Source organism: Streptomyces sp. NBC_00258, from assembly GCF_036182465.1.
Classification (GTDB): domain Bacteria; phylum Actinomycetota; class Actinomycetes; order Streptomycetales; family Streptomycetaceae; genus Streptomyces.
Genome location: NZ_CP108081.1, coordinates 8,728,932 through 8,743,635 on the forward strand (window position 1 = coordinate 8,728,932; position 14,704 = coordinate 8,743,635).

Annotated in this window: 9 protein-coding genes; 3 read left to right on the plus strand and 6 right to left on the minus strand. The window is 71.0% G+C overall.

Annotated features, from left to right (window positions below; translation table 11 throughout):
- Positions 1-67: 67 nt before the first annotated feature.
- The 6 genes from OG718_RS38950 to OG718_RS38975 all read right to left on the minus strand — a co-directional run bounded on the left by OG718_RS38950 (position 68) and on the right by OG718_RS38975 (position 7,256).
- A complete protein-coding gene (locus OG718_RS38950) occupies positions 68-922 on the minus strand; it encodes an HpcH/HpaI aldolase/citrate lyase family protein (protein ID WP_328846398.1) in 855 nt (284 codons plus the stop codon).
- On the minus strand, positions 919-2,127 hold the full coding sequence (locus tag OG718_RS38955; RefSeq protein ID WP_143637738.1) for a CaiB/BaiF CoA transferase family protein: 1,209 nt from the start codon (positions 2,125-2,127) through the stop codon (positions 919-921). Before OG718_RS38955 ends, OG718_RS38950 begins: the two co-directional genes overlap by 4 nt.
- Positions 2,128-2,214: 87 nt before the next feature.
- Complete coding sequence (locus OG718_RS38960) at positions 2,215-3,762, minus strand: ADP-ribosylglycohydrolase family protein (protein WP_328846399.1); 1,548 nt, start codon at positions 3,760-3,762, stop codon at positions 2,215-2,217.
- A complete protein-coding gene (locus OG718_RS38965; protein ID WP_143637734.1) occupies positions 3,759-4,904 on the minus strand; it encodes an ADP-ribosylglycohydrolase family protein in 1,146 nt (381 codons plus the stop codon). The genes OG718_RS38960 and OG718_RS38965 overlap by 4 nt, the downstream gene beginning before the upstream one ends.
- Before the next feature lie 7 nt (positions 4,905-4,911).
- Complete coding sequence (locus OG718_RS38970; RefSeq protein ID WP_443055370.1) at positions 4,912-6,114, minus strand: ADP-ribosylglycohydrolase family protein; 1,203 nt, start codon at positions 6,112-6,114, stop codon at positions 4,912-4,914.
- Between the two features lie 128 nt (positions 6,115-6,242).
- Positions 6,243-7,256, minus strand: a complete 1,014-nt coding sequence (locus tag OG718_RS38975) for an ADP-ribosylglycohydrolase family protein (RefSeq protein WP_143637732.1) — start codon at positions 7,254-7,256, stop codon at positions 6,243-6,245.
- 274 nt (positions 7,257-7,530) lie between these two features.
- On the opposite strand from OG718_RS38975, the gene OG718_RS38980 reads away from it, so the two are divergent.
- The 3 genes from OG718_RS38980 (at position 7,531) to OG718_RS38990 (ending at position 14,681) form a co-directional block, all read left to right on the plus strand.
- Positions 7,531-8,262 carry a VIT1/CCC1 transporter family protein gene (locus tag OG718_RS38980; protein WP_143637730.1) on the plus strand — a complete coding sequence of 244 codons (732 nt, stop codon included), beginning with the start codon at positions 7,531-7,533 and terminating at the stop codon, positions 8,260-8,262.
- A gap of 373 nt (positions 8,263-8,635) precedes the next feature.
- Complete coding sequence (gene gltB / locus OG718_RS38985; protein WP_143637728.1) at positions 8,636-13,228, plus strand: glutamate synthase large subunit; 4,593 nt, start codon at positions 8,636-8,638, stop codon at positions 13,226-13,228.
- Complete coding sequence (locus tag OG718_RS38990) at positions 13,221-14,681, plus strand: glutamate synthase subunit beta (protein ID WP_143637726.1); 1,461 nt, start codon at positions 13,221-13,223, stop codon at positions 14,679-14,681. Before gltB ends, OG718_RS38990 begins: the two co-directional genes overlap by 8 nt.
- The last annotated feature ends 23 nt before the right edge of the window (positions 14,682-14,704 follow it).

The following is a 14,704-nucleotide window of genomic DNA, read 5'->3' on the forward strand; positions in this document are numbered from 1 at the left end:
CTCTGGTTCGTACGTGGAGGGGGCGCCCCGATTGTTCGGGGCGCCCCCTCCACGTGTGCATGCACGACTAGCGGCGGCGGGCCAGTGCGAGGGTGCGGTGGGCCGCCGCAACCACCGCCGCGTCGATGAAGCGGCCGTCCGGGAGAGCCTGGGCGCCGGGGTGGGTGGCCGCGGCCTTGAGAACCGACTCGGCCGATTCGATGTCCTCCGGGGTCGGGAGGTAGGCCGTCTCGATCACCGGGAGCTGACGGGGATGGATGGCCGCGCGGCCGAGGAAGCCCAGCGCGCGGCCGTGGGCGCAGGACGCGGCCAGACCGGTGAGGTCGCGCACGTCGGTGTGGACGGACTGGGGCGGCGGGGCCAGGTCCGCCGCCCGGGCGGCCAGAACCACTCGGGAGCGTGGCCAGTCGAGGCCCGCGTCGTCACGTACACCGAGGTCGGCCCGGAGATCGGCCTCGCCGAGCGAGATGCCGTGCAGGGCGGGGTGGGCCGTGGCGATCGCGTAGGCGTGCTCGACGGCGAGAGCCGATTCCAGGAGGGCGTACAGGGGGATGTGCGGGGCCCTGTCCGCCGTACGTACGACCTGGGAGGGGGCCGTGACCTTGGGCAGGCGGAGGCCCGAGAGGGCCGGGAGCGTGGTGAGGGTCCGGAGGTCGGCGGCGGACTCCGGGCTGTCCAGGGCGTTGACGCGGACGTGCACCGGGACCGGGAGCGAGGACGGCTCGGACAGGAGGTCGGCGGTGGCGGCGCGGGCGTACTCCTTGCGGTCGGGGGCGATCGCGTCCTCCAGGTCGACGACGACCACGTCGGCGCCCGCGACCAGGGCCTTCGCCACCACTTCGGGTCGGTCGCCGGGAACGTACAGCCAGGTGAGAGGGAAGGCGTCGGTTGCTCCTGCGACTCCGGTGGCTTCCGTGGTCACAGTGCGCCCTCCGATCTGAGCGTGCTGATCTCGGCCTCCGTCAGGCCGAGTTCGGCGAGGACGGTGTCCGTGTCGGCGCCGTGCGGGCGGCCCGCCCAGCGGATTCCGCCGGGGGTGTCGGTGAGGCGGAAGAGGACGTTCTGCATACGCAGCGGGCCCAGTTCGGGGTCGTCGACGGTGGTGACCGTGTCGAGGGCGGCGTACTGAGGGTCCGTCATGACGTCGCGTACGTCCTGGATCGGGGCCACCGCCGCCTCCGCCTTCTCGAAAGCCTCGATGACCTCCTCGCGGGTGTGGCAGGCGATCCACGAGCCGACTGCCTCGTCGAGGACGTCGGAGTGGCGGGCCCGTTCCGCGCCGGTGGTGAACCAGGGCTCGACGATCAGGTCGGGGCGGCCGACCAGGCGCATCACACGTTCGGCGATCGACTGGGCCGAGGTCGAGACGGCGACCCAACTGCCGTCCGCGGTGCGGTAGGTGTTGCGGGGGGCGTTGTTCTGGGAGCGGTTGCCCGTGCGGGGCTGGATGTGGCCCAACTGGTCGTACCAGAGCGGCTGCGGGCCCAGGACCGTGAGGATCGGCTCGATGATCGCCATGTCGACGACCTGCCCGCGGCCCGTGCGGTCGCGGGCCGCGAGGGCCGTCATCACCGCGTACGCCGTGGCCAGGCCCGCGATCGAGTCGGCGAGGCCGAAGGGCGGGAGGGTCGGCGGGGCGTCCGGTTCGCCGGTGATCGCGGCGAAACCGCTCATCGCCTCGGCGAGCGTGCCGAAGCCGGGTCGGTGCGCGTACGGGCCGAACTGGCCGAAGCCGGTGACGCGGGCCAGGACCAGACGGGGGTTCGCCGCCGAGAGCTCCTCCCATCCGAGGCCCCATTTCTCCAGGGTTCCGGGGCGGAAGTTCTCGATGATCACGTCGGTGGAGGCGGCCAGGCGGAGGAGCGTCGCACGGCCGCCGTTGGTGGAGAGGTCCAGCGTCATCGTGCGTTTGTTGCGGCCCAGGAGCTTCCACCACAGGCCGATGCCGTTCTTCGACGGGCCGTGGCCGCGGGACGGGTCGGGTCTGCGGGGGTGCTCGACCTTGATGACCTCCGCGCCGAAGTCGCCGAGCATCGTGGCTGCGAGAGGGCCGGCGAAGAGGGTGGCGAGGTCGAGGACGCGGAGGCCGGTGAGGGGTGCCGGTGCGGTCACGGCGGTTTGGGTCATGGGTGGGGGGACTCCTGGCGGGGTGGGGATGGGGAGTTGGCTGAGCTGGGGCTGGGGCTGGGGCTGGGGCTGGGGTCCGGCGTTCGGTCAGGCGGTCGGCCGGGTCGCCAGCTGGGCCGTCAGGTCGGCGAGGGTGTCGAAGCCCGTGCCGTTGAAGTCGCCGACGGACGTGGCCAGTCGGTTCTTCAGAGGGGTCGTCCAGCGGGACGGGATCGCTTCGGGGCCGCCCGCGAGCAGGCCCGTGATCGAGCCGGCCGTCGCGCCGGTCGAGTCCGTGTCCCAGCCGCCCGACACGGCACGGCAGATGGAGACCGTGAAGTCGCCGTCCGCGTGGGTGAGGGCGGCGGCGAGCAGGGCCGTGTTGGGGATGGCGTGGACCCAGTGGTACGCGGCGTGGGTGGCGTGCAGTTCGTCGACGACCGTCTCGAAGTCCCTCTGTCCCGCGGCCAGTTGGATCGCGTGGCGGACGGCTTCGGCGAGGCGGGAGTCGGGGGGTACGACGGTGAGGCCCGTGCGGAGGCAGGCGTGGATGTCGCTCGTGCCGGTGGCCGCCTCGGCGATGGCGGCCGCCGTGAACATCGCCGCGTAGACGCCGTTGGCGGTGTGGGTGAGGGTGGCGTCCCTGTGGGCCTGTTCCGCGGCGGTCGCCGGGGCGCCCGGGTTGGTCCAGCCGTGGACGTCCGCGCGGATCAGGGCGCCGATCCATTCGCGGAACGGGTTGCGATGGCGGGCGGTGTGCGGGGGCTCGATGCCGTCCAGGAGGTTGCGGTAGGCGACTCGTTCCGCGGTGAACGTGCGGCCTGCGGGGAGTTCGTCCAGCCACAGGCGGGCCACGTCCGTGGTGGTGAAGTGCTTGCCGTGGCGTTGGAGCAGCAGGAGGTTCAGGAGGGGGTAGTTGAGGTCGTCGTCCTCCGGCATGCCGTCGATGTTCTCGGCGAGGGAGGTGGGGGCGGAGCGGCGGTTCCAGGGGTGGGTTGCCTTGAGGTCCGGGGGGAGGCCTCGTTCTGTGAACCAGGTGGTCAGGGGCCAGTTGCCGGTGGCTCTGGCCAGTGCTCTGATGCCGTCCAGGGGGAGCTTTTCCACTGGCTTGCCGAGGAGGCAGCCTGCGGCTCTGCCCAGCCAGGCGGCCTCCAGGCGGGGGTGGAGTGTGGCTGGGGTCGGGGGCGCTTTTTCTTCCCCAGACCCACCCCTTCCCGAAACTGGGGGCGCTGCCCCCAGACCCCCGGCTGTGCTGCTGAGGTCCGCTGTGCCCACCCTCCCCCACTCTCGGCTTCGATCGAGCGGGACCCCCATCGCCCCTGCGGAACGATTGCCCACAGCGGTAAGCGCGGGGCTGCCGGCTGCTGTGGGCCAGTTGTGGCACAGGACCTTGATCTTGGGCAGGGCTGTTGGCTCTCTGTCCTTCAACCCGCTTGGTAGATCCGCCAGTTCGTCCAGGAGGTCCTGGGCCAGGGCCCGTAGGTAGGGGGAGGCCGGTTGTGGAGAGGCGCCTGCTCGTCGGGGGGACTTGGGGCCTCCCGCCCTGTGCCAGCGGGCGGCGATGGCCGATGGTTCGCGGCCGTCCTGGCTTGCCTGGTGGAGTTCGTGGCCCAGGAGGTCCTCCGGCTGGATCCAGGTCAGGCGGAGGGGGGTCATGACAGCTCCGCGTAGGCCGTCTCGTGGGTGCGGCGGCGGTCGGTGTCGCGGGCGAAGATCTCGCGGGTCACCTCTGTGAGCGTCGTCGCGGGGGCCTGCAGGTCCAGGCGGCTGGACTCCGCGACCGTCTTGGCCCAGTCGGGCGGGATCTCCGCACCTAGGGCGCCCGCGAGAGCGCCCGACATCGTGGCGATGGAGTCGCAGTCGCGGCCGTAGTTCACCGAGCCCAGGACCGTGTGCCGGTAGTCGCCGCGGGAGATCAGCAACATGGCGAGGGCGACCGGGAGTTCCTCGATGGAGTGGATGCGGGAGGGGCGACGGGCGCCCAGGGACGGGGCGCGGTAGTCGGGGCCGACCGTGTCGTAGGGCGCCACCGCCTCGCGCAGGGGGCGTAGTGCCGACTCGAAGTCCGAATAGCGCGATGCCGTGTCGCAGACCGTCTCGATGGCTGCCCGTGTGCCGTCCTTCGCCAGGGACAGACAGGCCTCGACCACCGAGTCCGGGGTCGCGCCCGGCGTGCAGGCCGCCGCCACCGCCGCCGCGAACACGCCCGCGGCCTCGCGTCCGTACGACGACTGATGGGCGCCCGCGATGTCGAGGGCCTCGGCGTACGCGGCCGCCGGGTTGGCCGCGTTGACCAGGCCGACCGGGGCCATGTACATCGCGGCACCGCAGTTGACGATGTTGCCGGCGCCGGCCTCGCGGGGGTCCACGTGGCCGTAGTGGATCCTTGCCACCAGCCACTTCTCCGCCAGGAAGATCCGCTGGAGGGGGAGTGCCTCGGCCTCCAGCTCCGGGATCCAGCGCGGTGTCGTCATCAGGTCGGGGACGAGGTGGTCGGCGACGGCGTACGCGTCCAGGTGGTCGCGGACCTTCGCGTACACCCGTACCAGGGCGTGCGTCATCAAGGTGTCGTCGGTGACGTGGCCGTCGCCCTTGTGGTACGGGGCGATGGGGCGGGCCGTGCGCCAGTCGTCGCCGTTCCAGGGGCCGACGATGCCGTGGACCCGGCCGCCGTGGCGTTCGGCGATCTGCTCGGGGGAGTAGCCCTCGACGGGGCCGCCGAGGGCGTCGCCGACGGCGGCTCCCACGAGGCTGCGGGTGATCCGTTCTTCCAGGGTTGCGGGTGCGGTGGGCGTCATGTCCGAATCATCCCCCTGAGAGGGCCAGTTCCGTGGCTGCCAGCAGTTCGGCGAGTTCCACCAGGTCCGTGCCGGTCAGACGGGGGAGCGCGCAGCCCGACAGAGTGCGGCACGCGTCTCGCCAGGAGGCCGGGATCGCCGTGCCGCCGCCGATCGCGCCGGTCAGCGCGCCGACGAGAGCGGGGGCCGAGTCCGCCACCCGGGACAGACACGCGGCCGCGGGTACCGCCTCGGCGATCCGGCCGTGCGAGGCGGTGGCGAGGGCGAGGGCCACCGGGACGGTCTCGGCCGCCGCGATGCCGTAGCTGTAGACGTGGTCGACGATCTGGTGCTCCAGGAGCGGTACGAGGCTGAAGGCGCTGTCGGCCTCGCGGGCGAGCGCCAGTGCGTGGCGGGCGTTGCGGCCGATCTCCGTGGACTCCGGGAGTTCGGTGAGCGCGGCCGCCACGCAGGCGTCGGCGTCCTCGCCGGCCAGGGCTAGTGCCAGCGCCGCGGCCATCGCTCGGGCGCCGTGCACCCCGTCGCCGTCCTGGGTGTAGCGGGCGTCGAACTCGGCGAGTTCCGCGGCGAGTTGGGGGTCCCCTGCGTGGGCCACTGCCAGCACGCAGGCCCGTACGCAGGCCGCGTCGTCGAAGTAGTGGGGGTTGTCGTGGCCGGTGGCGGGCGGGCGCAGGCCGGTGGCGAGGTTGCCGAGACCCGCTCGTACGGAGATGCGGGCGCGCAGGGGGAGTACGGCCGACTCGACCTCGGGGGCGCGGTCGGCCGCCGCGGCGACCTCGCTGGCGATGGCGTTCCAGGAGAGGTCGATGGCCGCGCGCATGCGGCGTTCTCGGCTCAGGTCGCCGAGTGCGCCGGGGTCGGTGGCGCGTAGGACGGCCTCCGCTGCGAATGCCGCCCATTCGGCGTCGTCCGAGGGGCCGAGTCTCAGGGGTTCCGGGGGCTGGTTCAGGGCGATGGGGACGGGGAGGGTGGTTGTGGCGTTCTGTTCGGCGAAGGTGTCCAGTTCTCGGGTGAGGCGTCTGGTCCATTCGGGCATGCGGGCGGCTCGGTGCCTGGCGGCGGGCCAGCCTGCGGCGTCGCCTGCGGCTAGGCCCAGTAGGAGGCCTTCGATTCGCCGTGGGGCGTCGGTCCGGGTTGCGATGTGCGGGTCCGTCGTGGCTTGTCGCGCAGTTCCCCGCGCCCCTGAGGGGGTGGGGGTCCGGAGTGTGATGTGCGGGTCCGCGAGGGCTGAGCGCGCAGTTCCCCGCGCCTCTGACGAAATCGCCCCTGACGAAATCGATCCTGACGAAGGCGCCGCTGAAGGGGCACCTTCGTTCGGGTCGTTGAGCAGTTCTGGTCTCACAGTGTCACCTCGTCCTCGTCCGGGGTCAGGAGGTCGGCCACGTCCAGGATGTGGTGGCCCTGCATGGATGGGAGGCAGCTGCCTTTTGCCGGGCCGATCGCTGCCGACCAGGTCGGGGGGATCGACGAGGCGCCCTTCGTCGCGCCGGCCAGGGCGCCCGCCACCGCTGCCGTGGTGTCGGCGTCGCGGCCCATGTTCACGGCGGTGAGGACCGCTTCCGTGAAGTCGCCGTCGGCGGCCGCGTACGCGCCGAACGCCAGGGCGACGGCCTCGGGGGCGAGGTCGGTCCAGGGGTAGCCGCCGATGACGACCGCGGAGCGGACGGCGCGTTCGCCGCGGTGGGCGCAGGCGACGGCGCGGCGCAGCGATCGGGCCGTCCAGGAGTCGTCGGGGATCACCGCCAGGGCCGAGGCGACCACCACCATCGTGGGGGCGCCCGCCATCGCCGCGGCCACGCCCGCCGCCACCGCCTGGCCGCCGTAGATGCCCTCGCCGTCGTGGCTCACCGAACCGTCGATCGCCACCAGGCGGGCGGCCTCCGCGGGGCGGCCCGCCGCGAAGACGCCGAAGGGGGCCGCGCGCATGGCGAGGCCGTCGCTCCAGGCGTGCCGGTGCTGGGCCGAGATCGGGGCGGCCAGGCCCCGCCGCAGGTTCTCCAGCGTGCCCCGCTCGCTGAAGCCCGCGCCCCGGAACGGACCCTCGTCCAGGTCGGCGATCCAGTGGTGCCAGGCCGCCTCCACATGCCGGGGCGTGAGCGCCGACCCGTGCCGGGCCAGCAGCAGCCCGGAGAAGATGGCGTACTCCGTGTCGTCCGTGCCGGCCGGAGTCTCGGTCACGTACCCCGTGATGCGGCCCCAGCGTGCGCGGATCTCGGACGGCTTCATGTTCTCGGCGGGCGCCCCCAGCGCGTCACCGACGGCGAGTCCCAGCAGCGCGCCGCGCGCCCGATCGCGGAGACCGGCGGCGTCCCCGGGGGCGGGGACCGAGGGAACGCAGGCAATCGAAGCCATGACGGTGCCTCTCCATCGCGGGGTCCCGGAAGGTCTGAGGGACCCTTTGCGGATCTGTCCCCACCAAGTGGTGCGGCGGAGCCTCGCGCGGCTCAGCGTCACCCGGTCGACATTTGTGCGCAGGTCCCTACGGATGAGCGAAGCGCGGTGAAGGCCCAGGTAAGTACGGCCTTCCTTGCTGGCGAGCGCGAAATTTCGGGCGTATCTTGGGTGTTGTCCAAAAGTAGAAGTAGTCCAAGTAGTGCGTTCGAGCAGCATTTTGGGAGACCCGGGCATGGCCATCATCGAGACCGAGGCGGCGCTTCACGAGGCGCACCGTGACAACCACACCCACCGCGACGTCAGTGGCGGTTGGCTGCGCCCCGCCGTCTTCGGTGCGATGGACGGTCTGGTCTCCAACCTGGCGTTGATGACGGGTGTGGCGGGCGGTGCCGTGTCCCATCGGACGATCGTCATCACCGGGCTCGCGGGACTGGCCGCCGGTGCCTTCTCGATGGCGGCCGGCGAGTACACCTCCGTCGCCTCGCAGCGCGAGCTCGTCGAGGCCGAACTCGACGTCGAGCGGCGGGAGTTGAGGAAGCATCCGAAGGACGAGGAGCGTGAGCTCGCCGAGCTGTACCAGGCGCGGGGCGTCGAGCCCGGTCTCGCCCGTGAAGTCGCCCGGCAGCTGTCGAAGGATCCCGAGCAGGCCCTGGAGATACATGCCCGGGAGGAGCTGGGCGTCGATCCCGGTGACCTGCCCTCGCCGACCGTCGCCGCCGTGTCGAGCTTCGGCTCGTTCGCCCTGGGTGCCCTGCTCCCCGTACTCCCTTATCTGCTGGGCGCGACCGCTCTGTGGCCCGCCCTGCTGCTCGCGTTCCTCGGGCTCTTCGCGTGCGGTGCGATCGTGGCCAGGGTGACCGCGAAGTCCTGGTGGTACAGCGGACTGCGGCAGCTCGCGCTCGGCGGTGCCGCGGCCGGTGTGACGTACGCCCTGGGCACCCTGTTCGGTACGGCCGTAGGATGACCTGCGCGCCGCCGAGTCGAGCAGCTATGCAAGGGACTGCATAAGTAGTCGTTACTCGGCGGTTTCGAATCCTTAACCACTGGGCATGAGCCGTAAGCGCTGCGGGCAATGAGGCCTGCACGGCAATTGGAGCGTTGGGCGACGTTGCCTGCCGCGATCGGGCCGACGGTCATTGATCTGTCCGAAAAGGTCCCCTTGTTCAGCCGCCACGAGCGGCCTCCGCCGCGACCCGCGGTGTCCGCATGTTGGAACGCCGTATCCGGTTCCCGAGAACGGCTCCATCATGTAACCTGCACGAAATTTTGCACCTTTCGCAGAGGGCCAACGTCGTCCCTCGGCACTTGCATATGCCACGACGACGACGGGAGAGCCGATGCGTACGCCGCGCCAGCCGTCCCAGCACTCCGCGAATGGCCAGAACTGGTCCTTCATGGATGCTCGCCCTGCCGCGCAGGGGATGTACGACCCGCGCAACGAGCACGACGCCTGTGGCGTCGGCTTTGTGGCCACCCTCACCGGTGAGGCGAGCCATGCGCTGGTCGAGCAGGCGCTGACCGTGCTCCGCAATCTGGAGCACCGCGGCGCGACCGGTTCGGAGCCCGACTCCGGCGACGGGGCCGGAATCCTCTCCCAGGTGCCCGACACCTTCTTCCGTGAGGTGGCCGAATTCGAGCTGCCCGAGGCGGGCTCGTACGCGGTCGGTATCGCCTTCCTTCCGGAGGACACCGCCACCGAGGCCGTCTCACGGATCGAGACGATCGCCGCCGAAGAGGGTCTGACGGTCCTCGGCTGGCGCGAGGTCCCGACCGCCCCCGAACTCCTCGGCGCCACCGCCCGCTCGACGATGCCCCTGTTCCGTCAGATCTTCGTGTCGGACGGTTCCAGCCAGGGCATCGATCTCGACCGCAGGGCGTTCGTGCTGCGCAAGCGCGCCGAGCGCGAGGCCGACGTGTACTTCCCGTCGCTCTCCGCCCGGACCATCGTCTACAAGGGCATGCTGACCACCGGCCAGCTGGAGCCCTTCTTCCCGGACCTGTCCGACCGTCGCTTCGCCTCCGCGATCGCGCTCGTGCACTCCCGGTTCTCCACGAACACCTTCCCGAGCTGGCCGCTCGCCCACCCGTACCGCTTCGTCGCGCACAACGGCGAGATCAACACGGTCAAGGGCAACCGCAACTGGATGGTGGCCCGCGAGTCCCAGCTCGTCTCCGACCTGTTCGGCGACAAGGGCCTCGACCGCGTCTTCCCGATCTGCACGCCCGAGGCCTCCGACTCCGCGTCCTTCGACGAGGTGCTCGAACTCCTGCACCTGGGCGGCCGTTCCCTCCCGCACTCCGTGCTGATGATGATCCCGGAGGCGTGGGAGAACCACGACTCCATGGACCCGGCCCGCCGCGCCTTCTACCAGTTCCACTCCACGATGATGGAGCCCTGGGACGGCCCGGCGTGTGTCACCTTCACCGACGGCAAGCAGGTCGGCGCCGTACTGGACCGCAACGGTCTGCGCCCCGGCCGCTACTGGGTCACCGACGACGGCCTCGTCGTCCTCGGCTCCGAGGTCGGCGTCCTCGACATCGACCCCGCGAAGGTCGTCCGCAAGGGCCGCCTGCAGCCGGGCCGCATGTTCCTCGTCGACACCGTCGAGCACCGCATCATCGAGGACGACGAGATCAAGGCCGGTCTCGCCGCCGAGAACCCGTACGCGGAGTGGCTGGAGGCCGGCGAGATCGAGCTGGAGGACCTCCCGGAGCGTGAGCACATCGTGCACACGCACGCCTCCGTCACCCGCCGCCAGCAGACCTTCGGCTACACCGAGGAAGAGCTGCGCGTCATCCTCGCGCCGATGGCCAAGTCCGGCGGCGAGCCCCTCGGCTCCATGGGCACGGACTCGCCGATCGCGGCCCTGTCCGAGCGCCCGCGGCTGCTCTTCGACTACTTCACCCAGCTGTTCGCGCAGGTCACCAACCCGCCGCTGGACGCCATCCGCGAGGAGCTCGTCACCTCGCTGCGCTCGTCCCTCGGCCCCGCGAGCAACCTCCTGGAGCCGACCGCCGCGTCCTGTCGCAGCGTCACCCTGCCCTTCCCGGTGATCGACAACGACGAGCTGGCCAAGCTCATCCACATCAACGCCGACGGCGACATGCCGGGCATGAAGGCCGCGACGTTGTCCGGCCTGTACCGGGTCTCCGGCGGCGGCGACTCGCTCGCCGCGCGCATCGAGGAGATCTGCACCGAGGCCGACGCCGCCATAGAGAACGGCGCCCGCCTGATCGTCCTCTCGGACCGTCACTCCGACGCCGAGCACGCGCCGATCCCCTCGCTGCTGCTCACCGCGGCCGTCCACCACCACCTCATCCGCACCAAGCAGCGCACCCAGGTGGGCCTGCTGGTCGAGGCCGGCGACGTCCGCGAGGTCCACCACGTGGCCCTCCTCATCGGATTCGGCGCCGCGGCCGTCAACCCGTACCTCGCGATGGAGTCCGTCGAGGACCTCGTCCGGGCGGGAACGTTCCTCCCCGGCATGGAGTCCGAGCAGGCCATCCGCAACCTGATCTACGCGCTCGGCAAGGGCGTCCTCAAGGTCATGTCCAAGATGGGCATCTCGACCGTCGCCTCCTACCGCGGTGCCCAGGTCTTCGAGGCCGTCGGTCTCGACACGGCCTTCGTCCAGAAGTACTTCATCGGCACGGACACCAAGATCGGCGGCGTCGGCATCGACGTCATCGCCAAGGAGGTCGCCGCCCGCCACGCGAAGGCGTACCCGGCCAGCGGCATCGCGCCCGCGCACCGTGCCCTCGACATAGGCGGCGAGTACCAGTGGCGCCGCGAGGGCGAGCCGCACCTGTTCGACCCGGAGACGGTCTTCCGCCTCCAGCACTCCACGCGCACCCGCCGCTACGACATCTTCAAGAAGTACACGGACCGCGTGAACGAGCAGTCCGAGCGGCTGATGACGCTCCGCGGCCTGTTCGGCTTCAAGTCCGGCCGCGAGCCGATCTCCATCGACGAGGTCGAGCCGGCGAGCGAGATCGTCAAGCGCTTCTCCACCGGCGCCATGTCCTACGGCTCCATCTCCAAGGAAGCCCACGAGACGCTCGCCATCGCCATGAACCAGCTGGGCGGCAAGTCCAACACCGGTGAGGGCGGCGAGGACGCGGACCGTCTGTACGACCCGGCGCGCCGGTCCAGCATCAAGCAGGTCGCCTCCGGCCGCTTCGGTGTGACCTCCGAGTACCTGGTCAACGCGGACGACATCCAGATCAAGATGGCCCAGGGCGCCAAGCCCGGCGAGGGCGGCCAACTGCCCGGCCACAAGGTCTACCCGTGGGTCGCCAAGACCCGTCACTCCACCCCGGGTGTCGGTCTGATCTCCCCGCCGCCGCACCACGACATCTACTCCATCGAAGACCTCGCCCAGCTGATCCACGACCTGAAGAACGCGAACCCGCAGGCGCGGATCCACGTGAAGCTGGTCTCCGAGGTCGGCGTCGGCACGGTCGCCGCGGGTGTGTCCAAGGCGCACGCGGACGTCGTCCTCATCTCCGGCCACGACGGCGGTACGGGTGCTTCGCCCCTGACCTCCCTCAAGCACGCCGGTGGACCCTGGGAGCTCGGCCTCGCCGAGACTCAGCAGACCCTGCTGCTCAACGGCCTGCGCGACCGCATCGTCGTACAGACAGACGGCCAGCTGAAGACCGGCCGTGACGTCGTCATCGCCGCGATGCTGGGCGCCGAGGAGTTCGGCTTCGCGACCGCGCCGCTCGTCGTCTCCGGCTGCGTCATGATGCGCGTCTGCCACCTGGACACCTGCCCGGTCGGCATCGCCACGCAGAACCCGGTGCTGCGCGACCGGTACGCCGGCAAGGCCGAGTACGTCGTGAACTTCTTCGAGTTCATCGCCGAGGAGGTCCGCGAGATCCTCGCCGAGCTGGGCTTCCGCACGATCGAGGAGGCCGTCGGCCACGCCGAGCACCTCGACGTGGAGCGGGCGGTCACCCACTGGAAGGCGCAGGGCCTGGACCTGTCCCCGCTCTTCTACGTGCCGGAGCTGCCCGAGGGCACCCCGCGCCACCAGGTCATCGAGCAGGACCACGGTCTGGAGAAGGCGCTCGACAACGAGCTGATCAAGCTCGCCGCCGACGCGCTGGCCGCGGACTCCGCGACCGGTGCGCAGCCGGTGCGCGCCCAGGTCGCCATCCGCAACATCAACCGCACGGTCGGCACCATGCTCGGCCACGAGGTGACGAAGAAGTTCGGCGGCGCGGGTCTGCCCGACGACACCATCGACATCACCTTCACCGGGTCGGCCGGCCAGTCCTTCGGCGCCTTCCTGCCGCGCGGTGTGACGCTGCGCCTTGAGGGCGACGCCAACGACTACGTCGGCAAGGGCCTCTCCGGCGGCCGGGTGATCGTCCGTCCCGACCGGGGCGCCGACCACCTCGCCGAGTTCTCGACGATCGCGGGCAACACCATCGCGTACGGCGCGACCGGCGGCGAGCTGTTCCTCCGGGGCCGTACCGGCGAGCGCTTCTGCGTCCGCAACTCCGGCGCGACGGTGGTCTCCGAGGGCGTGGGCGACCACGGCTGCGAGTACATGACCGGCGGTCACGCGGTCGTCCTCGGCGAGACGGGCCGCAACTTCGCGGCCGGTATGTCGGGCGGCATCGCGTACGTCATCGACCTGAACCGCGACAACGTCAACGTCGGCAACATCGGCGCGGTCGAGGAGCTCGACGACACCGACAAGCAGTGGCTGCACGACGTCGTGCGCCGCCACGCCGAGGAGACCGGCTCCACGGTCGCCGAGAAGCTCCTCGCCGAGTGGGCCGTGTCGGTGGACCGCTTCAGCAAGATCATCCCCAGTACGTACAAGGCAGTGCTCGCCGCCAAGGACGCCGCCGAGCGAGCCGGTCTCACCGAGACCGAGATCACCGAGAAGATGATGGAGGCGGCGACCAATGGCTGATCCCAAGGGCTTTCTCAACCACGGCCGCGAGGTCGCCAGGACCCGTCCGGTGGACGTGCGTCTCAAGGACTGGAACGAGGTCTACGTTCCGGGCTCGCTGCTCCCCATCATCCCCACGCAGGCCTCGCGCTGCATGGACTGCGGCATCCCGTTCTGCCACAACGGCTGTCCGCTCGGGAACCTCATCCCCGAGTGGAACGACTACGCGTACCGCGAGGACTGGTCCGCCGCCTCGGAGCGCCTGCACGCCACGAACAACTTCCCGGAGTTCACGGGCCGGCTGTGCCCCGCCCCGTGCGAGTCGGCGTGCGTCCTCGGCATCAACCAGCCCGCCGTGACCATCAAGAACGTCGAGGTCTCGATCATCGACAAGGCGTGGGACAGCGGCGACGTCGAGCCCCAGGCCCCCGAGCGGCTCTCCGGAAAGACGGTCGCGGTCATCGGCTCCGGCCCGGCCGGCCTCGCCGCCGCGCAGCAGCTCACCCGGGCCGGCCACACCGTGGCGGTCTACGAGCGCGCCGACCGCGTCGGCGGCCTCCTGCGCTACGGCATCCCCGAGTTCAAGATGGAGAAGCGGCACATCAACCGCCGCATCGAGCAGATGCGCGCGGAGGGCACCCGCTTCCGTACGGGCATCGAGATCGGCCGTGACCTCAAGGCGACGGACCTGCGCAAGCGGTACGACGCCGTGGTCATCGCGGCCGGCGCGACCGTCTCCCGCGACCTGCCGGCCCCCGGGCGCGAGCTGAACGGCATCCACTTCGCGATGGAGTACCTGCCGCTCGCCAACAAGGTGCAGGAGGGCGACTACGTGGCGCCCCCGATCACCGCCGAGGGCAAGCACGTCGTCGTCATCGGCGGCGGCGACACGGGCGCGGACTGCGTGGGCACCGCCCACCGCCAGGGCGCGGCCTCCGTCACGCAGCTGGAGATCATGCCGCGACCGGGCGAGGACCGGAACCCCGGCCAGCCCTGGCCGACGTTCCCCATGCTCTACAAGGTCACCTCCGCGCACGAGGAGGGCGGCGAGCGGGTCTACTCCGTCTCCACCACCCACTTCGAGGGCGACGAGGACGGCAACGTGCAGTGGCTGCACCTCGTCGAGGTCGAGTTCGTGGACGGCAAGCTGACGCAGCAGTCGGGCACCGAGCGCAAGATCCCCGCCCAGCTGGTCACCCTCGCCATGGGCTTCACGGGCACCGACCAGGAGAACGGCCTGGTCTCCCAGTTCGGCCTCGACCTCGACGAGCGCGGCAACATCGCCCGCGACGCCGACTTCGCGACCAACGTCCCCGGCGTGTATGTCGCCGGTGACGCCGGACGTGGCCAGTCCCTCATCGTGTGGGCCATCGCGGAGGGCCGCTCGGCCGCCCGCGGGGTCGACCGCTTCCTGACCGGGGAGAGCGAACTGCCGGCTCCGATCCGCCCCACGGACCGTTCCCTGATGGTCTGATCCCTCATGGCCTGACGCTCCAC